The sequence below is a fragment of the Ensifer sp. GW823-FHT05D09 genome, assembly GCF_058795755.1.
Genome location: NZ_JBXAIA010000001.1, coordinates 672,092 through 695,936, shown reverse-complemented (window position 1 = coordinate 695,936; position 23,845 = coordinate 672,092). Strand labels below are relative to the sequence as shown.

General features: G+C 62.1%; 20 protein-coding genes. 10 read left to right on the top strand and 10 right to left on the bottom strand.

All coding sequences use genetic code 11. The annotated features are described in order from the left end of the window. Positions 1-338 precede the first annotated feature (338 nt). Positions 339-1,292 (top strand): fatty acid desaturase family protein, encoded by a 954-nt coding sequence (locus tag AC1Q80_RS03465; RefSeq protein WP_492359637.1) that lies wholly within the window; start codon positions 339-341, stop codon positions 1,290-1,292. Positions 1,293-1,304: 12 nt separating this feature from the next. Here the strand turns inward: AC1Q80_RS03465 and AC1Q80_RS03460 are convergent, their stop codons facing one another. Beyond that, a complete protein-coding gene (locus AC1Q80_RS03460; RefSeq protein WP_492359636.1) occupies positions 1,305-2,714 on the bottom strand; it encodes a helix-turn-helix domain-containing protein in 1,410 nt (469 codons plus the stop codon). Positions 2,715-2,942: 228 nt separating this feature from the next. On the opposite strand from AC1Q80_RS03460, the gene aceA reads away from it, so the two are divergent. The 3 genes from aceA to AC1Q80_RS03445 all read left to right on the top strand — a co-directional run bounded on the left by aceA (position 2,943) and on the right by AC1Q80_RS03445 (position 5,933). Then, positions 2,943-4,232 carry an isocitrate lyase gene (aceA, locus tag AC1Q80_RS03455; RefSeq protein ID WP_209787468.1) on the top strand — a complete coding sequence of 430 codons (1,290 nt, stop codon included), beginning with the start codon at positions 2,943-2,945 and terminating at the stop codon, positions 4,230-4,232. An 82-nt stretch (positions 4,233-4,314) separates the two neighbouring features. After that, positions 4,315-4,554, top strand: coding sequence for an SMc00767 family acetate metabolism repressor (locus tag AC1Q80_RS03450; RefSeq protein ID WP_025425977.1), 240 nt, complete (start codon positions 4,315-4,317; stop codon positions 4,552-4,554). Between the two features lie 272 nt (positions 4,555-4,826). Continuing rightward, the gene (locus AC1Q80_RS03445; RefSeq protein WP_173419041.1) at positions 4,827-5,933 is read left to right on the top strand and encodes a helix-turn-helix transcriptional regulator; all 1,107 of its coding nucleotides are present in this window, start codon (positions 4,827-4,829) and stop codon (positions 5,931-5,933) included. Positions 5,934-5,938: 5 nt separating this feature from the next. Here the strand turns inward: AC1Q80_RS03445 and AC1Q80_RS03440 are convergent, their stop codons facing one another. Beyond that, a complete protein-coding gene (locus AC1Q80_RS03440; protein WP_209787470.1) occupies positions 5,939-6,808 on the bottom strand; it encodes a LysR family transcriptional regulator in 870 nt (289 codons plus the stop codon). 88 nt (positions 6,809-6,896) lie between these two features. On the opposite strand from AC1Q80_RS03440, the gene AC1Q80_RS03435 reads away from it, so the two are divergent. Further along, the gene (locus AC1Q80_RS03435; RefSeq protein WP_209787472.1) at positions 6,897-7,109 is read left to right on the top strand and encodes a hypothetical protein; all 213 of its coding nucleotides are present in this window, start codon (positions 6,897-6,899) and stop codon (positions 7,107-7,109) included. 29 nt (positions 7,110-7,138) lie between these two features. On the opposite strand, the gene AC1Q80_RS03430 is transcribed toward AC1Q80_RS03435, so the two are convergent. The 3 genes from AC1Q80_RS03430 to AC1Q80_RS03420 all read right to left on the bottom strand — a co-directional run bounded on the left by AC1Q80_RS03430 (position 7,139) and on the right by AC1Q80_RS03420 (position 11,579). Continuing rightward, positions 7,139-9,664 carry a methyl-accepting chemotaxis protein gene (locus AC1Q80_RS03430; RefSeq protein ID WP_492359635.1) on the bottom strand — a complete coding sequence of 842 codons (2,526 nt, stop codon included), beginning with the start codon at positions 9,662-9,664 and terminating at the stop codon, positions 7,139-7,141. A 353-nt stretch (positions 9,665-10,017) separates the two neighbouring features. Beyond that, positions 10,018-10,164, bottom strand: a complete 147-nt coding sequence (locus tag AC1Q80_RS03425) for a hypothetical protein (protein WP_173419037.1) — start codon at positions 10,162-10,164, stop codon at positions 10,018-10,020. 230 nt (positions 10,165-10,394) lie between these two features. After that, complete coding sequence (locus AC1Q80_RS03420) at positions 10,395-11,579, bottom strand: BaiN/RdsA family NAD(P)/FAD-dependent oxidoreductase (protein WP_492359634.1); 1,185 nt, start codon at positions 11,577-11,579, stop codon at positions 10,395-10,397. 124 nt (positions 11,580-11,703) lie between these two features. Here AC1Q80_RS03420 and AC1Q80_RS03415 point away from each other — a divergent pair, with 124 nt between their 5' ends. The 5 genes from AC1Q80_RS03415 to edd all read left to right on the top strand — a co-directional run bounded on the left by AC1Q80_RS03415 (position 11,704) and on the right by edd (position 18,721). Continuing rightward, positions 11,704-13,140, top strand: a complete 1,437-nt coding sequence (locus AC1Q80_RS03415; RefSeq protein ID WP_115420921.1) for a glutamine synthetase family protein — start codon at positions 11,704-11,706, stop codon at positions 13,138-13,140. 16 nt (positions 13,141-13,156) lie between these two features. After that, complete coding sequence (locus tag AC1Q80_RS03410; protein WP_492359633.1) at positions 13,157-14,443, top strand: NAD(P)/FAD-dependent oxidoreductase; 1,287 nt, start codon at positions 13,157-13,159, stop codon at positions 14,441-14,443. 98 nt (positions 14,444-14,541) lie between these two features. Then, complete coding sequence (gene zwf, locus AC1Q80_RS03405) at positions 14,542-16,017, top strand: glucose-6-phosphate dehydrogenase (RefSeq protein ID WP_173419034.1); 1,476 nt, start codon at positions 14,542-14,544, stop codon at positions 16,015-16,017. Between the two features lie 7 nt (positions 16,018-16,024). Further along, a complete protein-coding gene (gene pgl, locus AC1Q80_RS03400; RefSeq protein ID WP_492359632.1) occupies positions 16,025-16,723 on the top strand; it encodes a 6-phosphogluconolactonase in 699 nt (232 codons plus the stop codon). A gap of 177 nt (positions 16,724-16,900) precedes the next feature. After that, complete coding sequence (gene edd / locus AC1Q80_RS03395; protein WP_492359631.1) at positions 16,901-18,721, top strand: phosphogluconate dehydratase; 1,821 nt, start codon at positions 16,901-16,903, stop codon at positions 18,719-18,721. Between the two features lie 96 nt (positions 18,722-18,817). Here the strand turns inward: edd and AC1Q80_RS03390 are convergent, their stop codons facing one another. From AC1Q80_RS03390 to AC1Q80_RS03370, 5 genes are all read right to left on the bottom strand, one after another. Continuing rightward, complete coding sequence (locus AC1Q80_RS03390) at positions 18,818-19,183, bottom strand: GFA family protein (RefSeq protein ID WP_173419031.1); 366 nt, start codon at positions 19,181-19,183, stop codon at positions 18,818-18,820. Between the two features lie 163 nt (positions 19,184-19,346). After that, positions 19,347-19,757, bottom strand: coding sequence for a hypothetical protein (locus tag AC1Q80_RS03385; protein WP_173419030.1), 411 nt, complete (start codon positions 19,755-19,757; stop codon positions 19,347-19,349). Positions 19,758-19,893: 136 nt separating this feature from the next. Beyond that, positions 19,894-20,982: an ABC transporter ATP-binding protein gene (locus AC1Q80_RS03380; RefSeq protein ID WP_209787480.1), complete on the bottom strand. Its 1,089-nt coding sequence runs from the start codon at positions 20,980-20,982 to the stop codon at positions 19,894-19,896. A 31-nt stretch (positions 20,983-21,013) separates the two neighbouring features. Beyond that, positions 21,014-22,666: a beta-galactosidase BglA gene (bglA, locus tag AC1Q80_RS03375; RefSeq protein ID WP_492359857.1), complete on the bottom strand. Its 1,653-nt coding sequence runs from the start codon at positions 22,664-22,666 to the stop codon at positions 21,014-21,016. A gap of 29 nt (positions 22,667-22,695) precedes the next feature. After that, positions 22,696-23,844, bottom strand: coding sequence for a carbohydrate ABC transporter permease (locus AC1Q80_RS03370; RefSeq protein ID WP_173419027.1), 1,149 nt, complete (start codon positions 23,842-23,844; stop codon positions 22,696-22,698). Between the last annotated feature and the right edge of the window lies 1 nt (position 23,845).

Below are 23,845 nucleotides of genomic sequence, written 5' to 3'. Positions count from 1 at the left end.
CAGTTCCCTCGTTATTATCGGTCCGGACAAAGCCGACCCGTGACACGGATCCAGGCCCATTCTGGATCGCTCCGTGGCGAAGTTAGGCATGTTTCTCGACAACCTCAAGCGGTTTCGTGCCGGAAAGAGGCGGAGCTCTTCCAGCGCTCCTTGTTTTAGCAAGCCAAGGAAATTCGGGCACTTATCCGGACGGCAGCGCGTCCGGCGGCAACTGGCAGTCCGACGACGGCCGTTAACCATGGCAGCAACCAGCCGGTCCACGCTCCCGTTTACGATTGATTAACCATAGTGGACATGCGATTTTCCCTCAGGTTGTGCATCAGCGTCTGGGTAGCGTCATGAGTGAACGGAACCGCAGGATCGATCCGAGGGACTTGAAGCGCCTTTCGATCCTCGACCCACGGAAATCGCTTGCCGCGATCGTTGCCGACTGGGCGATCATCGCCGCCGCCATCGCCGCCAGCGAAGTTGCCGGCAATGTCTTCGTCTACCTCTTGTCCGTGGCGGTGATTGCCGGGCGCATGCATGCGTTCGGTTGCCTTGTTCATGAGGCGGCGCACTACCGCATCATCAAGAACCGCAAGCTCAGCGACTGGATGAGCGATCTTCTTCTCGCATGGCCGATGCTGGCAACCGTCGACGGCTATCGGCAGAACCACCTTGCCCATCACCAGCACGCCAACACCGACGACGACCCGGACTGGACGGCCAAGCTCGGCATGGCCCAGTTCACCTTTCCACAGAAGGTCGCGCGCGGCGTGGTGCAGCTGCTCGGCTACCTCGTGGCCATCAACTCGATCCGCGACATGATGCACATGGCCAAACGCATGTCGAAGAACGATCGCTCGACGCGAGGCTACAAGGCAATGCGCCTGGCGTTCTATGTCGCTGCCGCCGGCCTCTTCAGCGTGCTCGGTATCTGGCGCGAATTCGCACTCTACTGGCTGGTGCCGTTCTTCACCGTCTTCTGCCTGTTCCTTTATGTACGCAGCGTTGCGGAGCATTTCGGCAGCATGGACTATGGCGACGAGCTGACGAGTTCACGCACGGTCTATCCGCATGCCTGGGAAAAGCTGTTCTTCGCTCCACACAACATCAACTACCATCTGGAGCATCACCTCTATCCCGGCGTGCCGTTCTACAACCTGCCGGAACTGCATGCGATCCTGATGCGCGACAAAACCTATGCCGGAAAGGCGCACATCACGCGCGGTTACACCACCGGGTTGACTGCAGAATGCTTCTCCCCCAGTGCACCGCTGCTGCCGAGCCATCACCCTGTCAGCTACTGAAAGCGCCAGCGCCTACTGAAAATCAAAGACGCTGAGGCCCGTCGCCATCTCGTCGAGCCCGAGCGGGCGCGTCACGGGAGGCTCGGCGCGCGCTAGACAGCCCTGCCGCTCGCAAAGACGACAGGCCGCCCCGATGGCGATCGCCGGCGAGCGTACCGCCCCATAGACGACGTCATCGGCAAAGGACGCCTCGCAGCCGACCAACAGCGCCGTGCGGCGAACCCGCTCTTCAAAGCCCGCCTGTGGACCGTCGAGCGTGCGCGACACGGTGAGGAATGCCAGCCCTTCGGTGGTCTCCACCCGGTCGACGAGGATCTGCCCCGGCACGGAAAATGCTGTGTGGATGTTGAGCTTCGGACAGCCGCCGCCGAACCTTGCCTGCGGAAAACCCGATGCGCCTGACCGCCGCAGCCGATGACCGGCATTGTCGATCTCCATCAGGAAAAACGGAACGCCGGCAGCCCCCGACCGCTGCAGCATGGTCAGTCGGTTTGCGGCCTGTTCGAACGACACCTGAAAACGCGCGCGCAGCACGTCGATATCGTATCTGGCCCGCAGCGCCGCCGCATGAAACGCCCCGTAGGGCATCATCAAGGCATGGGCGGCATAACGAGCAAGTTCGAAACGACCGATGCGGCGCGCCTCGGCAGTCGACAGACGCAGCGTCTCAAGCTCCTGGACGATCGCCTCGTGGCAGGCGATGGAGGCGACCTCCATGGCGATCTCGCGCAACTGGTCATAGGGCGACAGGCGCTCGGAGATGAACAGTCGCATGGAATGCCGATCGAAGCGACGGCGCAGATTGGGCATGGCATGAACGGGCAGATTGCGCACCACGAGGCCGTGCTCCTTCTTCAGCCAGGCCTTGAGCGCACCGATCAGATCGTCGCCCGGTGAAAGCGCCGCATGAAACGCCTCGGCCACCTCCTCGATCCGGGCGAAATGATTGGGCCTGGCTTCGAGCGTCTCGCGCACCTCGTCCATCGGAAGGCGTGTTCCCGACAGCGCTTCCATGTGCCCTTGGCCCGCAAGGAGGTCGGCAAGGTCCTTCAGTCGCGCCGCCTGCTCGCGATAGGCACGGTAGAGCTTGACCACCCCGCCGGCGGCGTTCGGTGCCGCTTCGGCCACCTCGATCAGTTCCTGATCCCCCGGCAGTTCCGCCGCCAGCAGCGGATCGGCGAAAACCTCGCGCAATTGCGCCAGCCCACCGCCCGTCTCGCCCTGCAGTTCCTCGAGGTCGACCTTGTAGACCGATGCGAGCTTCAGAAGCAGCTGGACGGTCAGCGGACGCTGGTTGCGCTCGATGAGATTGAGGTAGGACGGCGAAATGCCAAGCGCTTCCGCCATGGACGTCTGCGTCAGCGAAAGCCCGTTGCGGATTCGGCGGACGCGTGGCCCGGCAAAGATCTTGTTCTCAGCCATTTGTCACTGCCTTTACAATATCGACACCGAATGACGATTTACATAATTTACAAATTTACTGCTTGTGATTGTCAAACGCAAGACAAGATAACCCTTTTGAAACAGCCATAACTGCAATTCCTGTGGCTCTATTGCGCAGCGCAATGTAAAAACTGTCACATCAACTCGGAGATAGAGAGGCCATACGACAAATGTCGAATGGTGAATGAATTCCAGCAGGAGGAAGTAATGACTGATTTTTACAAGCTTGTTCCCAGTGCCCAGCAGGGCCGCTTTGACGGCATCGAACGCCCCTACACCGCCGAAACCGTGAAGCGGCTGCGCGGCTCGGTCGAGATCCGTTATTCGCTGGCCGAAATGGGCGCCAACCGCTTGTGGAAGCTCATTCACGAAGAAGACTTCGTCAACGCGCTCGGCGCGCTCTCCGGCAACCAGGCCATGCAGATGGTTCGCGCCGGCCTGAAGGCAATCTACCTTTCCGGCTGGCAGGTCGCGGCCGACGCCAATACCGCGTCGGCGATGTATCCAGACCAGTCGCTCTATCCGGCAAACGCCGCCCCGGAACTGGCCAAGCGCATCAACCGCACCCTTCAGCGCGCCGATCAGATCGAGACCTCGGAAGGCAAGGGTCTTTCGGTCGACACCTGGTTCGCCCCGATCGTTGCCGATGCGGAAGCCGGCTTCGGCGGCCCGCTCAATGCCTTCGAGATCATGAAGGCCTTCATCGAAGCGGGTGCCGCTGGCGTCCACTACGAAGACCAGCTCGCGTCCGAAAAGAAGTGCGGCCATCTCGGCGGCAAGGTTCTGATCCCGACGGCGGCCCATATCCGCAACCTCAACGCGGCACGGCTTGCAGCCGACGTCATGGGCACGCCGACGCTGGTGATTGCCCGCACCGATGCGGAAGCCGCCAAGCTTTTGACGTCTGATATCGACGAGCGCGATCGCCCCTTCGTCGACTACGACGCCGGACGCACGGTCGAAGGCTTCTACCAGGTGAAGAACGGCATCGAGCCGTGCATCGCGCGCGCCATCGCCTATGCGCCGCATTGCGACCTGATCTGGTGCGAGACCTCGAAGCCAGACTTGGAACAGGCCCGCAGATTTGCCGAGGGCGTGCACAAGGCGCATCCGGGCAAGCTGCTCGCCTACAATTGCTCGCCGTCGTTCAACTGGAAGAAAAACCTCGACGACGCGACGATCGCTAAGTTCCAGCGCGAACTCGGTGCGATGGGCTACAAGTTCCAGTTCATCACGCTCGCCGGCTTCCACCAGCTGAACTTCGGCATGTTCGAGCTCGCCCGCGGCTACAAGGCTCGACAGATGGCCGCCTATTCGGAGCTGCAAGAGGCGGAGTTCGCCGCCGAGGTCAACGGCTATACCGCAACCAAGCATCAGCGCGAAGTCGGCACCGGCTATTTCGATGCGGTGTCGCTCGCCATCACCGGCGGCCAGTCGTCGACGACGGCCATGAAGGAATCGACCGAGCACGACCAGTTCCGCCCGGCCGCTGAGTGAAGGGCCGGGGGGCGCGGCAATCCCTGCCCGCCGCGCTCCCCGCGCAATCGAACAGACCTAGCTGACACCAAGGAGAACCCCAATGACAGTCCAGACACGCGTCAAGGAACGGGCCGAGGAACAGTCTTCGGCCATGACCCCGGACCAGCAAGCCGCGATCCGCATGGTCGCCAACGACCTGCACCGCCTCAACCAGGCCGTCATGAAAGCCGTCGACGCCGGCGTATCGGTCGAGCTCGTGCGCTCGGCCCGCCACCACGGTGGCGAAGGCAACTGGGGCGACCTGCTGATCCCCGTCATCGTCACCCAGGGACGGGCATGATGATGGTGCTTGCGGCAGCGGTCGCGTTCATCGCGTCTCTGTGCACGGCCGGTCTGGGCGTAGGGTCGCGGCGAGTGATACCAATCGTTGCCGCCGGTCGCCGGCCATATGCGTAGCACGCCCAACCAATACACCTTTAACAGGAACAAGCCGGCAGCAATGTCGGCTGTTTGCTTTTCAGCGCCCGGCCCGCGGCGCAAAATACCATTTCAAGTTGCTTCTGATGCGAGCCTCACCTATATTAGCTGTGACTATTGCGAGCGGGGGCGCGCATGCTGCAGCCGGGACATTCCGGAACGGAAGAGCTGACTGAGCTGATCTACGGCGCCGCCTTCGGCGAGTGCAGCTGGCAAGACTTTCTCGATCGGCTGGCCAATACGCTGCCCAACGGCCGATCAGCGCTGCACTATCACGATCTGGCAACACCCCGCAGTTATGTCCCTTCCGTCTCGGGGTTTGACGCCGAGGATATCGAGCAGTTCAACCAGCACTTTGCCGCGGTCAATCCCTGGATCCCAAAGGCGATGCTCGTGCCTGCAGGCCAGGGCATCTGCGGGGAGCAGATCGTCGCGCGCGGCGAGCTGATCAAATCCGAATTCTATAACGACTGGCTGAAGCGACAGACCGGATGCGAGACCAGCGTCGGCGTGACGATCATCAGAAGCGCAAGCCGAACCTTCATGCTCTCGACCTGCACTTCCTCGACAGATGACGACCTCAATCAGCAGGCCGCCGAGCAATACACCTTTCTGGCGCCGCACTTGAAACGGGCTTTCGATCTGCTGCGCAAGCGTGACATGTTGGCGCCCGGGAACGGCGAAGGCCGGGATTTGCTCGATAGCGTCGGCGTCGGCGTGGTCTATGTCACCGAGAATCTTCGGATCCGCTCGATGAACGAGAGCGCCGAGCGCATGATCGCCAACAATGCGCCTCTTCGGATTTCGGCAGGTGGGCGTGTGACGCTGCCAAGCGCGGGATCGGCAGTAGCTCTCGAACTGTTGTCCTTGCGGATCAATACCCATGCGGAGCCACATGTCTCCCTTGCCAGGGCCACGGATGGCGCGGCCTATCGCATCACACTGGTGCGACTGCGGTCCGATATCTTCGTCGAACTTCTGAACGGACCGACGGTCGCGGTTCTGATCGAGCCGGCGACGTCGCTTTTGCCTGAGGAACGACGGGAACATCTCAGGGACATTCACGGCCTGACGCCCGCCGAAGTTCGCATCGCGTCCGGCCTTGCGGCCGGCCTGTCGCTGCGGGAGATGGCCCAGGCCAACGGTGTCAGCTACGAAACCATCCGAACGCAGCTGAAGAACATCTACACCAAGACCGACGTGAACTCGCAGGCGGCGCTCGTCAGCCTGTTGATGCGCTGACCACGTCAGCCGCGGCGCGGGCGCTTTCCGGCGAAGATGTCAGCGTGGCTTTTCAAAAGCTTTGTCATGCGATCGACTACCGTGCGGATTTCCTGGCGGTGGCGATCCTCGTTGTTCATGACGATCCACTGGCGATGCCGAAGCGCCGGAATCTCCTCGCCCGTCCGCTCCAGCAGTGGATCGAGGTCACCGACGAAACAGGGCAGCACGGCGCAACCGGCACCGGCGCGCGCAAGGTCAAGCAGGGAGCGCGGCCGCGTCACCGTCGCCACGATGCGACCGGTCGCATGCTCATGCGGCCAACGCAGATAGGACGAGATCGCGTCCTCCTCGCCGACAGCGACCCATCGGCCATTTGACGCTGGCAGTGCATTCTTCTGCCGATAGGCGGCGTAGGCGACGTCGCCCACCGGGCGAGCGGCCAGGTAGCTTTCCTCCGGCTCGAAGGCGCGGATACCGATATCGCTCTCACGATAGGCAAGATTTGCACGTGTCTCTCCGACATTGATCGCGAGGCTGAAACCGTCACGCTCCGTACAGAGCGCCGGAAAGTTTTCGGCAAGCAGCCAGGACACCCAGGTTCCGGCAGTGATGCGAACGACAGCCCCCTCGCCTTCCCGTCGCCAGCTCTCGACGCGGCGGGCGGCGGCCTCCATCTCTTCAAGCTGTTCGAACAGCAATTGCCCGTCGCCGGTCAACTGATAGCCCGTCTGGCTGCGCACGAACAGGCTGCGCCCGGTACGCTCCTCGATTTCCAGCATGCGCCGGCCGACAGTTGCCGGGCTTGATCCCAGCGCCTGCGCTGCGCCGGTCAGGCCGCCGGTGCGCGCCACACTCATGAAGCAGCGATAGATGTCCCAATCCATGTCTTTCATTGGTGAAAAACATAGGCCGATATCTTGCGTATGTAAAACAGCTTTTGCTGCATAAAAGCGAGGATGCCACTCGATGAGGAGCATCACCATGGAAACGCTGGCAGCCGCCTATATGGCCGATCTGATACTAAAATCCCGCCGCTGGGACGAGCATTTCGATCCCAAGCCGCCGAGCTTGTTGCGGCGGATGTTTTGCCGCTGCATCGCCGCGCTTGCGGCACGCAGACGGATTGAAAGCGTCGAACAGACTGCGCAAACGAAATGCACCGCGCAACCGGTGGGTTGCGCGGTGCAGTGCTAGGATGACAAAGCCGTCGCGGTGCTGGCCGATCAGGCCGCGCGGTAAGCGTGGATATCGGCCGTTTCCGGCTCCAGCCGGAATTGCTCGACCAGCATCATCAGCGTGTCGGCCTGGTTGGAAAGCGCAAGGCTCGTTGCCGTTGCCTCTTCGACCATCGAGGCGTTCTGCTGGGTCATCTGATCCATCTGGTTGACCGATCCGTTGACTTCGTTGAGCGCTACCGCTTGGTCGCGGCTGGCGGTCGCGATCATTTCGACATGTTGGCTGACGGTGACGATCTGGGCGCTGATCGAAGCCAGCACGGCGCCGGTTTCCTTGACAAGCAGCGAGCCGGAATTGACCTCGTCGGTCGACTTGTTGATGAGGCCCTTGATTTCGCGGGCCGCTTCAGCCGAGCGTTGCGCCAGTTCGCGGACTTCCTGTGCGACCACCGCAAAGCCCTTGCCGGCTTCGCCAGCGCGTGCTGCCTCGATGCCCGCGTTCAGCGCCAAGAGGTTGGTCTGGAAGGCGATATCGTCGATGACCTCGATGATCTGCTCGATCTGGCGTGACGCCTCTTCGATGCGCCCCATGGCGGCGATCGCATTGGTGACGACCGTTGCGGAACTGTCGGCGCTCTTCTTCGTCTGCGTCACGGCGACATTGGCCTCGTTCGCCCGCTCTGCTGACGAGCGAACGGTCACGGTGATCTGGTCGACCGCAGCCGCCGTTTCTTCGAGTGAGGCGGCCTGGGCTTCCGTCCGCTTCGACAGGGAATCAGCGGCGTGGTGCATGTCGGCGCCACTCTGCTGGATCGCCTGCGCATTGCCACGGATCTGAGCCAACGTGTCCTGCAGGCGGATCAGCGAGCCGTTGAAGTCGGTGCGCAACTGCTCGAGACGCCCGTGGAAGGGAATGTCGATCTGACGCGACAGGTCGCCCTGTGCCAGACGGCCGAGGCCGGCCGCCAGTTCACTGACGGCAAGATCGATCTGTCGGTCGAGTTCGCACTTTTCAGCATCGTTGCGGGTCCGCTCGACTTCGGCGCGGGCGCGCTGCTCTTCGCTCTCAGCCTCGATGCGCACCTTGGAGAGCGCATTTTCCTTGAAGACACCCAAGGCGCGGGCCATGTCGCCGATCTCGTCCTGGCGGGCATCGCCATCAATCGACGTATCAAGGCGACCGTCTGCCAGGCGACGCATGGCGGCGGTGATCTGGCCGATCGGCTTCTTGAGCGTCAGCGTCAGTGCAATGCCGGCAAGCAGGGCGATGACGACGCCTGCGACGGTGGCGGCGACCGAAATCTGGTTTGCTTCCTGGCGCTCGGTGCCGGCGGCAACCTTCTGCTGTTCGGCAAAGCCGGTGAGATCGCTCCAGATCTGGTTGATCGACTGGCCGGCCGCGTCGAAATCGGCTGTCCGCTTCACGGTGATTTCGACCAGCGACGCCGCGTCCTTCTTCATCACGGTGATGATCGGCATCAGCGTATCGGCAATCGCATCGAAGGATGCGCCTTCGCTCGCAACACCACGCAGGGTCGCCATGTTCTGTTGAACCGCCAGGAACTTGTCGAGCAGCTTCTGTCGGTTGCTTTCCGTGGTCGTGCCCATGAAGGTCGCCGCGGAGATCTGGATATCGGTGATCGAGCTTGAAAGCCGGCGTGTGGCTGTCAGGACGGATTCGGTGCTGACGATCAACTGGTCAAGCTCGGCGAAGATCCGTGTCGCATCGCGCATCTTGCCGACCGACGCGGCTTCAAGACGGAAGCTCGCAGTGCGGAAGCGGTCGACGTATTTCGAGATACCGGCAAGCGTTTCCGGCCCGGCGGGCGCCTTCAGAAGTGCGCCGATCTCGCTCGATGCGGAGGTGATCGTCTCGGTCAGCGACTTCTCGTCCTTCGGCAGCAGCCGGAAGATGTCGCGCTCGGTGCGGCCGATCATCGGGAACCGTTCCTTGACCGACTTGAGCTTGTCCTCGACCGTCGTCGCCTTGGCGACTTCAGTACCGAACTCGTTGAAGAAGCGGCTGGCGCGCATCAGCTTTTCGGCTTCGCGCAGCATGGTCTTGGCGGCGTTCTCGTTCTTGCGCACGGCATATTGCAGCCGGTTCGACTCGTCGTTGATCTTGGCGCGCTCGACCAGGAGAGCATCGAGGTTCGCCGACATCGCGGCGCGCATTTCCTGCTCGCCGACATGCAGCTTCCACAGTCCGTCGATGCGGGCTTCGATGTCGTTGGTTGCGGCAATCGCGGCCTTGAGTTCGTCCTGGCCGTTCTGGCCGGCGACCTGTGCGGCGGTGTCGGCAAGGATTTCCTTCTGAGCAGAAATCTTGCCCTGCAAGGCGTCGCGGGTTTCCTCGGTGGTCGAATGCAGGAAGTTGTTCATCCCCGCATAGACGTCCTTGAACCCGCTCAGCGTCTGCAGGACGCTGTTTGAAATCTCCATCCGGCCCTGAAGCAGGCCGGACGCATAAAGACCGGTAATGCCGACGGCACAGATGCTGACGACGAAGGGCAGAATGAAGAAAAGCACCTTCGTCTGGATCTTGAAACGGGCAAGAATTCTATCGATGAACATGGAAAACACCTTGGCTCGCAGCTCGCATTCGCCTCCCCCGGCGGCTCGAAACATGTCTCGCCTTTGAGCGTAACCGCCGAAAGGACGAGACGATCGAGAGCCACCCGATGCGCAAACAGGCTGATGTTTTTCGGAAAAATCATGCGGTGCACACCGCCAGTCCGTCAGCAATCATTGCGGGACCACGCCACCTCCCCGGCAGCGAAGTCCTGACGGAACTCACTTCGTCGCAATAATCATTTTGAACGATTAAAAATTGTATAAGCGCGCAACACTCGCCAACGAATTTCCGAAGGCGCTCGCGCACTCAAGGCGCGCCAGAAGTTCGGCCGCCAAGCGGCCGACCGGCAGCGTCAATGCCAAAGGGCCGGAAGCGTTGCGAAGGCAGCGACGGCAAAAAAGGCAAGCAGAGCAATGCGGGTGAGCATCACTCTCTGGGCGCGGCTCTCGTCGGTGCGAGCGATCGCGATGGCGCGGGGACGACGGCGTGGCTGGTTCATGACATCCTGTCCTTCTCACTGACCGGCAACGTTCGGCCCGGATAAACCGGCTTGCCAGTCGAGATCATATTGCAGCCATGCCGCGGCGGAGAAAAGCCCTAAAAATGGAAACAGTGTGATTTCCGTTTGCGGAACAGTCCATCTCGCCAACCGCCGGCTGTGCCGACATCGAAAGAGGTTCAGGCATATCCGTTAACAATGGCTGAAGCGGCGCGCCACAAATGCGGGGATCAGGTCTCCTGGCCGGCCGCAAAGCCCGAGGCCCAGGCCCATTGGAAATTGTAGCCGCCGAGCCAGCCGGTCACATCGACGCATTCGCCGATGAAATAGAGCCCTGGGACGGTCTTTGCCTGCATCGTCTTGGAATCGAGACCGCTGGTATCGACACCGCCGAGCGTTACCTCGGCCGTGCGATACCCTTCGGAACCGGCCGGCTTGATCGTCCAAGCCTGGATCGACGCCGACAGCGCGTCGATCGTCTTGTCCGAGAGATCGGCGAGTTGCTTTCCCGTGAGCTTGGCGCCATCGGCAAAGAACTGCGCAAGCCGCCGTGGCAGGATATCGGCGAGTGCTGTCTGGACCGCCTGCTTGCCGTTGCTGCGACGCGCGCCTTTCAGGATCGAGGCGATGTCGATATCGGGCATCAGCCTCAAGACGATATCCTGCCCCTCGCGCCAGTAGGACGATATCTGCAGGATAGCCGGGCCGCTGAGGCCGCGATGCGTGATCAGCACTGCCTCGCGAAAGGCCGTCTTGCCGGACCGCGCCTCGGCGTCGGCGGCGACGCCGGCCAGTTCGGCGATCGTCTCGAGTTGGGCCGGATCGAGCGTCAGCGGCACGAGCCCGGGACGGGTTTCGACCAGCGCCAAGCCGAACTGCTCGGCGATCTTATAGGCAAGCCCGGTCGCCCCCATTTTCGGGATGGACTTGCCGCCGCTGGCAATAACCAGCGACTGGGCATCGACAGGCCCATCGCCGGTCATCACCCGGAAGCCGTCGCCGTGGCGCTCGACACTGTCGATCGTTGTCTCCAGCCGAAGCTCGGCACCGACTTCGCGCATTTCGGTGAGCAGCATCCTGATGATGTCCTTGGCGGAATGATCGCAGAACAATTGCCCGAGCGTCTTCTCGTGCCAGGCGATGCCGTGTTTTTCGACAAGCGCCAGGAAATCGCGCGCGCCGTAGCGCGCAAGCGCCGACTTACAGAAATGCGGATTGGCGGAGAGGAAATTCTTCGGCCCGGCGTGGATATTGGTGAAGTTGCAGCGGCCGCCGCCGGAGATGCGGATCTTCTCGCCTGGCGACTTGGCATGGTCGATGACGAGCACGCGCCGGCCGCGCTTGCCGGCTTCGATGGCGCACATCATGCCGGCAGCGCCGGCGCCAATGATCACCACATCCTTTTTTTCAGCCACGAAACACCTTTGAGCTCTTCAGCGCATTCCTTTCCGGTCAAGCAAGCGAAAGTCAATCGTCCCGCTCTAGCCAATTGGCAATCTCCGGTTATGATGCGCCATCCGAAGCCAAAACCGGTGATTTATGCCCTCCAAGAGAAGTGCTGCCCAACAAACAACGAAAATCAGCAAATCCTCGAAAATACCCGCCGCCCTGCATTCCCTTCGAGGGGTCAAGACCTGGAAGGAAGCAACGGACTGGCTGAAGATCCGCGGGATCGAAGACATCGAATGCATCACGCCCGACCTTGCCGGCGTTCCCCGCGGCAAGATGATGCCGACCTCCAAGTTCACGTCCAACACGTCGCTTGCGCTGCCATCCGCCGTCTACCGCCACACGATCTCGGGCGAATATCCCGACGAGACCGGACAGTTCCGCTACGATTCGCGCGACAGCGACATCAAGCTCGTGCCCGATCTGTCGACGCTCTCCGTCGTCCCTTGGGAAACCGACCCGACAGCGCAGGTGATCTGCGATATCGTCGGCTCTGAAGGCGAGCAGATCAGCTACACGCCTCGCAACGTCCTGAAGCGCGTGGTCGACCTCTATCGCCAGAAGGGCTGGAAGCCGGTCGTCGCCCCCGAGATCGAGTTCTACCTCGTCGCCACCAATGATGATCCCGACTATCCGCTGCATCCGCCGAAAGGCCGCTCCGGCCGCTCGATCCTCGGCGGCCAGGGCTACTCGATCGCTGGGATCAACGAGTTCGACGAACTGATCGACGACATCTATCATTTCTCCGAGAAGCAGGGTCTGGAGATCGACACGCTGATCCACGAGGAAGGTCCGGCTCAGCTCGAGATCAACCTTCGTCACGGCGATCCGATCGAGCTTGCCGACCAGGTGTTCCTGTTCAAGCGCACCATCCGCGAGGCGGCGCTGAAGCACGGCATCTATGCGACCTTCATGGCCAAGCCGATGCAGGGCCAGCCGGGCTCGGCCATGCACATCCACCAGTCGGTGATCGAGATCAACACCGGCCGCAACCTGTTTTCCAATCCTGACGGTTCCGCCTCCAAGGAGTTCTTCAACTTCATCGGCGGCATGCAGCATTATGTGCCGCGCACGCTGGTGATGATGGCGCCCTATGTGAACTCCTTCCGCCGGCTGACGCCCGACATGTCCGCGCCGGTGAATACGGCCTGGGGTTACGACAACCGCACGACCGCCTTCCGCATCCCGGTTTCCGAGCCGGTTGCCCGACGGATCGAGAACCGGCTGCCAAGCTCGGACGCCAACCCCTATCTGGCGCTGGCCGCCTCGCTTGCCTGCGGCTATCTCGGGATCATCGAGGGTCGCGAGCCCTCGGCACCGACGGAAGACACGGCCAACGAAGGCGAGATCGATCTGCCGCGCGGGCTGCTCGAGGCCGTCGCGCTGCTGGAATCGGCACCCTCGCTTGCCGAGGTGCTGAGCCCCGAATTCATCGCCATCTATGCCGGGGTGAAACGTGGCGAGTTCGAAACCTTCATGCAGGTCATCAGTCCGTGGGAACGCGAGTTCCTGCTGCTGAACGTCTGACCTGAAAGGCCACCCTATGCCCTGGCAAAGCCCGATCTCGCCCGGTTACTCCTGGTATGAGGCGACCGTTCCGGATCGACCGGAATTCCCTCAGATGCCGGGATCGCGCAAGGCCGATGTCGCCGTCATCGGCGGCGGTTATACGGGGCTTCAGGCGGCCTACAATCTTGCCCGCCAGGGCGTCGATGTCACCCTCATCGACGCCTGCCGCTTCGGCGACGGCGCGTCGGGGCGCAATGGCGGTCAGTTCGGCACCGGCCAGCGGGCCTGGGCCGACGAGACCGAGGAAACGCTCGGCCATGAACGGGCGCAAGCGCTGTTCGATATGGCCGAGAATGCCAAGCGGCACGTGCTCGATTTTGCCGCGGAACACGCCATCGACATCGAGTTCATGCCGGGGCAGCTCTCTGTCGGCCACAAGAAGAGCCTGGAGAAGGATTATCGCGACCACGTCGAGGCGATGGCGAGCCGCTTCGGTTATCCGCATCTCTCGTTCATGGAGCGTGAGGAGACGGCAAGTCGCCTCGGATCGACCCGCTATCACTTTGGCATCCGCGACGCCGGCACGGGGCATATCCATCCGATGAAACTGCTGGTGGGGCTCGCCAGGCAGGCAGCCCTTGCCGGCGCCAACCTGTTCGAGCGGACCAAGGCCGAAAAGATCGAACGCAGGGGATCGGCTGTCGTCATCACCACCGATCGCGGTACGATCACGGCAGACCGGGTGCTTGTCGCCTGCAACGCCTATATCGGCAATCTCGAGCCGGTGAGTGCCAGCCATGTGATGCCGATCCGCTCCTTCATCGGTGCGACCGAGGTGCTGTCCGCCCACCCCAATGTGCTACCCGGCGGCGAATCGGTCGACGATTCGCGCTTTGTCGTGCGCTATTTCCGCAAATCAAAAGACGGACGACTGCTTTTCGGCGGGCGCGAAGCCTACACCGCCGATAACCCGCGCGACATTTCCACCCATATCCGCCGGCAAATCTCAGAGATCTATCCGGAACTCGGCAATGTGGAGATCACCCATGGCTGGGGCGGCTCCGTCGGCATCACCATGCCGCGCACACCGTTCTGTCGCGAGGTGATGCGGGGCGTCACGTCGATCGGCGGCTATTCCGGCCACGGGGTCATGCTTTCCAACTATTGCGGCAAGCTCTACGCTGACCTCGCACTTGGCAAAGAGACGGAACTCGACCTGTTGAAAGCCTTGAAAATACCGGCTTTTCCCGGCGGAGCACGCTTCCGTTCGCCGCTTCTGTTCCTGGCGCTCAGCTGGTACGCGCTTCGCGACAAACTCTAGAAACCGCATTGAAGGGCATTTTATTGCGTCGCACCCTAGCGCCTTTAAATCGATTAGATTATATGTGTCCCTGACCTGAACAAGATCGAGATTATCCCATGAGCAGCCAGATCATTCCCGTCGAACCGTTTGACTATGTCGTGTTCGGGGGCACCGGCGATCTCGCCGAGCGCAAGCTGCTGCCAGCGCTCTACCACCGCCAGATGGAAGGCCAGATCACTGAGCCGACCCGCGTCATCGGCGCTTCGCGCGCCGCGTTGACACATGAGGAATATCGCAAGTTTGCCGCCGATGCGCTGAAGGAACACCTGAAGCCGGCCGAATACAATGAAGAGGAAGTGGCGAAGTTCACCGCCCGCCTCTTCTACGTCTCGGTCGATGCCAAGTCCGACCAGGGCTGGGATCAGCTGAAGAAGATCCTGGAAGAGGGCAAGGAGCGCATTCGCGCCTTCTACCTCGCCGTCGGGCCGGCGATCTTCGGCGACATCTCCGAAAAGATCCGCGATCACAAGCTGATCACCAAGACCACCCGCATCGTCGTCGAAAAGCCGATCGGGCGCGACCTGGCGTCGGCGACCGAACTCAACGACACGATCGGCAAGGTGTTCCGCGAAGAACAGATCTTCCGCATCGACCACTATCTCGGCAAGGAGACGGTGCAGAACCTGATGGCGCTGCGTTTCGCCAATGCGCTCTATGAGCCGCTGTGGAACTCCGCCCATATCGACCACGTGCAGATCACCGTTTCGGAAGCCGTCGGCCTCGAAAACCGCGCTGGCTACTACGACAAGGCTGGCGCGCTTCGCGACATGGTGCAGAACCACATCCTGCAGCTCGTCTGCTTTGTTGCGATGGAAGCGCCGACCTCGATGGACGCGGAAGCCGTGCGCGACGAAAAGCTGAAAGTTCTGCGCGCGCTGAAGCCGGTCAACGCTTCCAATGTGGAGCAGGTGACGGTACGCGGCCAATATCGCGCGGGCGCATCTGCCGGCGGCCCGGTCAAGGGCTATCTGGAAGAGCTCGAAGGCGGCGTCTCGAACACCGAAACCTTCGTCGCGATCAAGGCCGAAGTCAGCAACTGGCGTTGGGCCGGCGTGCCATTCTACATCCGCACCGGCAAGCGCCTTGCCGGACGCATGTCGGAAATCGTCATTACCTTCAAGCAGATCCCGCACTCGATCTTCGACAACAGTGCCGGTCGGATTTCCGCCAACCAGCTCGTCATCCGCCTGCAGCCGAACGAAGGCGTCAAGCAGTCTCTGATGATCAAGGACCCAGGCCCGGGCGGCATGCGCCTTCGCAATGTTTCGCTCGACATGAGCTTTGCCGAGGCCTTCGACGTGCGCAATGCCGATGCCTATGAGCGGCTGCTGTTCGACGTCGTTCGCAACAACCAGACGCTGTTCGTGCGCCGTGACGAGGTCGAGGCGGCATGGAAGTGGGTCGATCCAATCCTCAAAGCCTGGGAAGAAACCGGACAGCAGGTGCAGGGTTATACCGCCGGCACCTGGGGTCCGAGCCAGTCGATCGCGCTGATCGAGCGCGACGGCCGCACCTGGCACGATGCGATATAGGTTGGAAATGAGCACGACGCTTCACACATTCGACACTGGCGCTGCGCTTGCCGAAGGCCTGGCCGACGCCGTCAGCGCAGCCCTTGCCGCCGGTATTGCCGCGCGCGGAACGGCAAGCATTGCCGTTTCCGGTGGCTCCACGCCCAAGGCCTTCTTCCAGGCGCTCGCCAAGAAGGACATCGCCTGGGACAAGGTGACGGTCACGCTGGTGGACGAACGCTTCGTTCCGCCGGAAAGCGATCGTTCCAACCACGCGCTGGTCACGGCAAACCTGCTTCAGGGGCCTGCGGCGAATGCACATTTCCTGCCGCTTTACCATGCTGCCGCTTCGGCAGAAGATGCGGCCGTGCTCGCAAGCAACGAAACGGCCAAGATCGGCGCACCCTTCGACGTCGTCGTGCTCGGCATGGGAACGGATGGCCATACCGCGTCGTTCTTCCCGGGCGGAACACAGCTTTCAAGGGCGATCGACGCGACGACACCGCGCGGCGTCATCACGATGGAAGCGGAAGGCGCCGGCGAACCGCGCCTGACCTTTACCTTTTCCAGCCTTCACGATGCGCGGCTCCTGGTCCTGCACATCGAAGGCGAGGGCAAGAAGGTGGTGCTTGCCAAGGCGGAAGGTCAAGGCGACGAAGCCGAGATGCCGATCCGCACCATGCTGCGCCGTGCAGCCTCGCCGCTGCAGATATACTGGGCGCCATAACGGCCGGATCACCGGCCGGTTCAGGACACTTTCAACCGGTGGCGCCCCACCGGAACGCGAAAGTGTTGAAAGAGCTCATACCGGGGCGTGGCCTGCACGTTCTCCCAGGCAGGCAACGCTCCGGATCGATGACTGGATGAAGATGAGGAGCTTCAGCGCTCCGGAACAGGATTTGCCATGTCCGCCGATTCCCGCATTGCCGCAATCACCGCCCGCATCGTCGAGCGTTCGAAGCCGCACCGAGAACCCTATCTCGATCGCGTGCGCCGTGCAGCCTCAAGCGGACCGCATCGCAGCGTTCTCGGCTGCGGCAACCTTGCACACGGGTTTGCCGTCTGTTCCCCCGCCGAGAAGGTGGCGCTCGCCGGCGACCGCGTCGCCAACCTCGGCATCATCACCTCCTACAACGACATGCTTTCGGCGCATCAGCCGTTCGAGACCTATCCGGCGATGATCCGCGAAGCGGCGCGAGAGGCAGGCGGTGTCGCTCAGGTTGCCGGCGGCGTGCCGGCCATGTGCGACGGCGTAACCCAGGGCCAGCCCGGCATGGAACTGTCGCTGTTTTCGCGCGACCTGATCGCCATGTCTGCCGGTGTCGGCCTGTCTCACAACATGTTCGATTCCACCGTCTATCTCGGCGTCTGCGACAAGATCGTGCCGGGCCTCGTGATCGCGGCGCTGACCTTCGGCCATCTGCCGGCCGTCTTCGTGCCGGCCGGACCGATGACCACGGGCCTGCCGAACGACGAAAAGGCGCGGGTGCGCCAGCTCTTTGCCGAAGGCAAGGTCGGCCGCGAGGAGTTGCTCGAAGCGGAATCCAAGTCCTACCATGGCCCCGGCACCTGCACATTCTACGGCACGGCCAACTCCAACCAGATGCTGATGGAGATCATGGGCTTCCACCTGCCCGGCGCCTCCTTCATCAATCCCGGCACGCCGCTGCGCGACGCGCTGACCAAGGAAGCAACCAAGCGGGCGCTGGCGATCACGGCCATGGGCAACGAGTTTACGCCGGCCGGCGAAATGATCGACGAGCGTTCGATCGTCAACGGCGTCGTCGGCCTGCATGCGACGGGTGGCTCCACCAACCACACCATGCACCTTGTCGCCATGGCGCGTGCCGCCGGCATCCTCTTGACCTGGCAGGACATTTCCGAGCTTTCGGACATCGTGCCGCTGCTTGCGCGCGTCTACCCGAACGGCCTTGCCGACGTGAACCACTTCCACGCGGCCGGCGGCATGGGCTTCCTGATCAGCCAGTTGCTTCGTGGCGGTCTGCTGCACGACGATGTGCGCACCGTCGTCGGCCAGGGCCTCGACGCCTACAAGATCGATGTCCGCCTCGGGGCGGATGGCGGCGTCGAGCGCGTGCCGACGCCGGCTGAGAGCGGTGACCCGAAGGTGCTCTCCACCATCGACCATCCGTTCCAGCATTCGGGCGGCCTCAAGATGCTGACCGGCAATATTGGCAAGGCGGTGATCAAGATCTCAGCCGTCAAGCCCGATCGCCACGTCATCGAGGCACCGGCGAAGATCTTCCATGACCAGGGCGAGCTGAACGCCGCCTTCAAGGCCGGCAAGCTCGAAGGTGATTTCGTCGCCGTCGTGCGCTTCCAGGGACCGAAGGCAAACGGCATGCCCGAGCTGCACAAGCTGACGACCGTGCTCGGCATCCTGCAGGATCGCGGCCAGCGCGTGGCGATCCTCACCGACGGCCGCATGTCGGGTGCATCGGGCAAGGTTCCCGCCGCCATTCACGTGACGCCGGAAGCCAAGGACGGCGGGCCGATCGCCCGCATCCAGGAAGGCGACATCGTTCGCATCGATGCCGTGACCGGCACGATCGAGGTGCTGGTCGAGGATATCGCCCTGAAAACGCGCATTCCCGCCCATGCCGATCTTTCGGACAACGAGTTCGGAATGGGTCGCGAGCTGTTCGCACCGTTCCGCGCCATTGCCGGCTCTGCCGACCACGGCGCCAGCGTGCTGTTCAACTGAAGGAAGCCTCGGTGGCATCGCCGAGGCGTTCACTTCCACCGAGCCCTCACTGCCGAGCATCGCCGTCGGCAGTGAGCCGGCGCGCGAAGGCGCGCGTTACTTCAGTGGTCCCGGATACATATCGTTTCGACCGTCATAACGCTCGACCTCGAGGGTGAAGATGTCGATATCCTCGATGCAGCGCGCATTGAGCGAGACGCGATCGTTCGGATAGCCGCTGCGCATGATGGCGACGCTGCAGGTGGGGCAGAAATGATGCCCCTCGGTCACACCGCGCCAGACATAGGTAGAGAGGCGCCGTTTCTCCGTGATCAGCCGGATCTTGCTGGCATCGACCTTCCAGTGAAGGAAACCGGTGCGCCGGCAGGTCGAGCAATTGCACTCGATCAGCCCTGAAAGCTCCACATCGACTTCAATGGCGATGTCGCCACAATGGCAGGAAAGACGGTAGGGTGGCGCCATCGATGGATTGCCTCGCTTCCGGTGAAGACGAAAACAGTTCCAAACTGAAGCACGAAGTCAAGTGCATGCGGCCGCCACCAGGTGATGACTGCCCGTCCCGCAACGATGCATCAACCGCCAGCCCGCTTGGTTTGGGCCGGCGTTTCATACGGATTTCCGTCGTTCAGCGATAGATGTCGAGCGTGCGGTTCCGGTGGTTCGGATGCGTGCTGTAGACGAAGATGCGATTGAGATCGCGGTCGGTCAATAGCCGCAGGAAACGCGCTTCGACGACATTGTTGGCGTGCACGCGCTTCAGCAGGCAACCGACCATCTGGATGCGGGCGCTTGGAATGTCGAGGTAGAAATTCTGCGGCAGCTGGTACTTCGTCAGGATACCGAGGACGGCGCCGCTTTTCGACAGCTTGATGATTTCGCAGCGGCGCGAGCTCAGCTGCGTCATGCCTTTTTCCGTATATTCGATGCGCGCCTCGTTCCGCGTGTCCTCCATCGGGAACGTGGTTTCGCGATCGTACATGAAAGATTCTTCCTTGTTCAGGAAGTGCTGCTGCATCATCGGTGCCGCGGTCGTCATTCAACAGGCCTCTTAATATCCCCTGCCCATCAGGCTAGAGGAAGAAATTTAACAGAGGGTAGATTGAGGGCACGGACACAGAAAAACCCGTCCGAAAATCGGACGGGTTGATGGGGAAAAACAGCGATGCTTTTTCTCAGGCGCGGTAGCTCTTGCCGGCGGCGTCGAACAGATGCAGCTTGGTCTTGTCGGCGGTGAACCGGACTTTCTCGCCGCGATGCACGGGCAGAATGCCGGGGATCTTGGCGATGATCGGCTCTTTCTCGACCAGCCCTTCGATGTAGAGCAGCGTCACTTCACCGAGCGCCTCGACGATCGCCACCGTGCCTTCGAAGAGGAAGTCTTCGCCGCTCGCCGTTTGCAGATCTTCCGGACGTACGCCGAAGCTCGCCGTCTTGCCGTTCTCGGAGGCGTTGGTGGGGATATCGAGTGTCACCGACTTGCCACCGGCAAGCTTGACTGTCGTCTGTGGACCCGTCGCCGTGATCGCGGCGGGAATGACGTTCATCGCAGGGGAGCCGATGAAGCGGGCGACGAACAGGTTCGCCGGGCGCTCGTATAGCTCGAGCGGCGGGCCGACCTGCTCGATATGACCGGCCGACAGCACGACGATGCGATCGGCAAGCGTCATCGCCTCGACCTGGTCGTGGGTGACATAGATCATCGTCGTGTCGGCCATCTGCTCGTTGAGCCTGGCGATTTCGATGCGGGTGGCGACGCGAAGGGCTGCGTCGAGGTTCGACAGCGGCTCGTCGAACAGGAAGACCTTGGGATCCCTGCAGATCGCCCGGCCGATCGCCACGCGCTGGCGCTGGCCGCCCGAAAGCGCCTTCGGCAGGCGGTCGAGATATTTGGTCAGCTGCAGGATATCGGCGGCCGCACGCACGCGCCGGTCGATCTCTTCCTTGCTTTCCTTGGCGATCCGCATGCCGAAAGCCATGTTGTCGTAGACGGTCATATGCGGATAGAGCGCATAGGACTGGAACACCATCGCGATGCCGCGCTTCGACGGCGGCACATCGTTGACGCGCTCTCCATCGATGAACATGTCGCCGCCGGTGATCTCCTCCAGGCCGGCGATCATGCGCAGCAATGTCGACTTGCCGCAGCCGGACGGACCGACGAACACGATGAACTCGCCCTGCTTAATCTCGAGGTTGATGCCGTGAATGACATCGACCGCACCATAGGACTTGCGGATATCTTTAAGCGTCAGACCTGTCATCGCACCCTCCCCTTCGTCTCTTATGTCTGTCTCAAACCAGGCGCGCGAAGAATGCGCTCCAAGCCGGAAGTTTGACCCTGTTGTCCTTGATCTCGGCTGTAAAGCCATGACCTTCAAGCGCTTCCACTGGCTCCCCAGGCAGATCAGCCGTCGCGGCCGCGCCGCTCATGTTGAAGGCGCAGAAAAGCTTCTCGTTGCCGTGGCTGCGCACGAAGGCCAGAACCGGCCCATCGGTGCCGCGAAACTCGATCTCGCCCTTGGCAAAGGCCGGATGCGCTTTGCGGAACTGCAGGAAGCGGCGATAATGCTCCATGACGGAGGCCTCGTTGCCCTTCTGCGTGGAGACTGCCCGCTTCAGATGCTCGGCCGGCACCGGCAACCATGGCTTGGCATCGCCGAAGCCGCCGTTGACCGCAGCGCTGTCCCAGACCATCGGCGTGCGGCAGCCGTCGCGCCCCTTGAAGTCGGGCCAGAACTGAATGCCGTAGGGATCCTTCAGGTCTTCATAGGCAAGCTCGGCTTCGGTGAGCGCCAGCTCTTCGCCCTGATAGATGCATACGGAACCGCGCAGCGACATCAGCAGACTGGCGAGCAGCTTGGCGTAGGCGTCTTGATCGGTCACGCCATCGCCCCATCGGCTGACATGGCGAACGACGTCGTGATTGGAAAAGGCCCAGCAGGCCCAGCCCTCGGGGGCCGCCTTGTGAAAATCACGCAGGACTTCGGCGACACGTTCCGGCGTCGGCGCTTCTGGCGCGAGGAACTCGAAGGCGTAGCACATGTGCATCTTGTCGCCGCCGGAGGTGTATTCGCCGGCGATCTCGAGGCCGCGCTGGCTGTCGCCGACTTCGCCAACGGCCGCGATTGCCGGAAATTCGTCCATGACGGAACGGAAACGCTTCAGGAACGCCAGGTTCTCCGGCTGGTTCTTGTCGTAGAGATGTTCCTGATAGTTGTACGGATTGACCGCGGGCGCGGTGGAGGCGTTGCGGCGCTCGGGCGCCAGCGCCGGGTTATCCCGCAGCTGCTTGTCGTGGAAGTAGAAATTGATGGTGTCGAGACGGAAGCCATCGACGCCGCGCTCCAGCCAGAAACGCTCGACGCCCAGAAGCGCCTCCTGCACATCCGGATTATGCAGGTTGAGGTCCGGCTGCGAGGTCAGGAAGTTGTGCAGGTAGTATTGCAGCCGCGTCGGATCCCAGGCCCAGGCCGAGCCGCCGAAGATCGACAGCCAGTTGTTGGGCGGCGTTCCATCGGGCTTGGAATCCGCCCAGACATACCAGTCCGCCTTGGCGTTGGTCCGGCTTGAGCGGCTTTCGACGAACCAGGGGTGCTGGTCCGAAGTGTGGGACAGGACGAGGTCGATCATCACCCGAATGCCGAGCCTGTGCGCCTCGGCGATCAGCGCATCGAAATCGGCGAGATTGCCGAAGATGCCGTCGACGTCGGTGTAATTCGAAACGTCGTAGCCGAAATCCTTCATCGGTGAGGTGAAGAAGGGCGAGATCCAGATGGCATCGGCGCCGAGCGAGGCAACATGCGGCAGCCGGGCGGTGATGCCCTTCAAGTCGCCGATGCCGTCGCCGTTAGAATCCTGGTAGGAGCGCGGATAGATCTGATAGATCACCGCGCCGCGCCACCAGTCCTTATCGACCTGCAAGATGGATTCGCTCATTTCAGTCATGCTCATTGCGTTCAGAAGTCCCTGTGAGATCAGCCGCCCTTGACCGATCCCGCCAGCAGGCCGCGCACGAGATAGCGCTGCAGGCTGAAGAAGACGATCAGGGGGACGATGATGGTGATGAAGGCGGAGGCGGTCAGGATCTCCCAGTTGCCGCCGCGAGAGCCGAGAAGATTGACCAGCCGGCCGGTCAGCACGAGTTCATCCTGGCCTGCGCCGAGGAAGACGATGGCGACCAGCAGGTCGTTCCAGGTCCACAGGAACTGGAAGATCGCGAACGACGCCAGCGCCGGAAACGACAGCGGCAGGATGATCTTGACGAAGATGTCGAAGTCGCTGGCGCCGTCGACACGCGCGGATTCCATGATCTCGCGCGGCAGGCCGGCCATGTAGTTGCGCAAGAGATAGATCGCCAGCGGCAAGCCGAAGCCGGTATGGGCAAGCCAGATGCCGACATAGGTCTTGGCCGGCACGCCGAAGAAGGCGCCGACGCCGTTATAGAGCTTCAGAAGCGGGATGAGCGACATCTGCAGCGGCACGACGAGCAGGCCGACGACGACGGCGATCAGGATCGCGCGCCCCGGAAACGGCATCCAGGCGAGCGCATAAGCGGCAAAGGCTGCAATCAGGATCGGGATGATCGTCGAGGGAATGGCAACCGTCAGCGAGTTGATGAAGGAGGCGCCGATGCCTTCGGCACTCAGGACCTCGACGTAGTTGTCGAAAGTGAAGCGAGGTGGAATGGCGGCAGTGAAGAAGATACGCTGGCCGCGCGAACCTTCCATCTTGGTGTCGGAGACAATCTCGAAGCTGCCATCGGCCTGTACCGTCAGCTTCTCGCCGTCATTCAGCTCGGCCGTTTCGCCGGCCTTGAACGCCGTCGGCTTTTGGCTCGAAAAGCCGAAGGCGGAAACTTCGCCGGCGGCGGTGCCTTCGAGTACATCGCCTGAGATCACGAACTTGCCGTCGCGTTCGACCTGGGTATCGGCCCCCGGTGCACGGGCGACGATGTTCTGGGTCGAGGTCGACAGGGCCGTCCACCAGCCGGAGACTGCGAGCTGATCCTTGTCGCGCAGCGACGAGATCAACAGGCCCGCGGTCGGCAGGGTCCAGAGCGCGACCAGGAGAAGGACCGAGAGGTGTACGGCCCAGGTGAGAGGGGAGCGGGTCGCCGGGTTCATC

Excerpts from the sequence above, each read along its gene's own strand:
- AC1Q80_RS03390 (WP_173419031.1), bottom strand. The coding sequence starts at position 19,183 with ATGGCGCCACCCTACCGTCTTTCCTGCCATTGTGGCGACATCGCCATT.
- AC1Q80_RS03435 (WP_209787472.1), top strand. The coding sequence starts at position 6,897 with ATGGAAACGCTGGCAGCCGCCTATATGGCCGATCTGATACTAAAATCC.
- zwf (WP_173419034.1), top strand. The coding sequence starts at position 14,542 with ATGAGCAGCCAGATCATTCCCGTCGAACCGTTTGACTATGTCGTGTTC.
- AC1Q80_RS03410 (WP_492359633.1), top strand. The coding sequence starts at position 13,157 with ATGCCCTGGCAAAGCCCGATCTCGCCCGGTTACTCCTGGTATGAGGCG.
- AC1Q80_RS03450 (WP_025425977.1), top strand. The coding sequence starts at position 4,315 with ATGACAGTCCAGACACGCGTCAAGGAACGGGCCGAGGAACAGTCTTCG.
- AC1Q80_RS03440 (WP_209787470.1), bottom strand. The coding sequence starts at position 6,808 with ATGAAAGACATGGATTGGGACATCTATCGCTGCTTCATGAGTGTGGCG.
- AC1Q80_RS03385 (WP_173419030.1), bottom strand. The coding sequence starts at position 19,757 with ATGACGACCGCGGCACCGATGATGCAGCAGCACTTCCTGAACAAGGAA.
- AC1Q80_RS03415 (WP_115420921.1), top strand. The coding sequence starts at position 11,704 with ATGCCCTCCAAGAGAAGTGCTGCCCAACAAACAACGAAAATCAGCAAA.
- AC1Q80_RS03465 (WP_492359637.1), top strand. The coding sequence starts at position 339 with ATGAGTGAACGGAACCGCAGGATCGATCCGAGGGACTTGAAGCGCCTT.
- edd (WP_492359631.1), top strand. The coding sequence starts at position 16,901 with ATGTCCGCCGATTCCCGCATTGCCGCAATCACCGCCCGCATCGTCGAG.
- bglA (WP_492359857.1), bottom strand. The coding sequence starts at position 22,666 with ATGACTGAAATGAGCGAATCCATCTTGCAGGTCGATAAGGACTGGTGG.
- pgl (WP_492359632.1), top strand. The coding sequence starts at position 16,025 with ATGAGCACGACGCTTCACACATTCGACACTGGCGCTGCGCTTGCCGAA.
- AC1Q80_RS03380 (WP_209787480.1), bottom strand. The coding sequence starts at position 20,982 with ATGACAGGTCTGACGCTTAAAGATATCCGCAAGTCCTATGGTGCGGTC.
- AC1Q80_RS03430 (WP_492359635.1), bottom strand. The coding sequence starts at position 9,664 with ATGTTCATCGATAGAATTCTTGCCCGTTTCAAGATCCAGACGAAGGTG.
- AC1Q80_RS03370 (WP_173419027.1), bottom strand. The coding sequence starts at position 23,844 with ATGAACCCGGCGACCCGCTCCCCTCTCACCTGGGCCGTACACCTCTCG.
- AC1Q80_RS03425 (WP_173419037.1), bottom strand. The coding sequence starts at position 10,164 with ATGAACCAGCCACGCCGTCGTCCCCGCGCCATCGCGATCGCTCGCACC.
- AC1Q80_RS03460 (WP_492359636.1), bottom strand. The coding sequence starts at position 2,714 with ATGGCTGAGAACAAGATCTTTGCCGGGCCACGCGTCCGCCGAATCCGC.
- aceA (WP_209787468.1), top strand. The coding sequence starts at position 2,943 with ATGACTGATTTTTACAAGCTTGTTCCCAGTGCCCAGCAGGGCCGCTTT.
- AC1Q80_RS03445 (WP_173419041.1), top strand. The coding sequence starts at position 4,827 with ATGCTGCAGCCGGGACATTCCGGAACGGAAGAGCTGACTGAGCTGATC.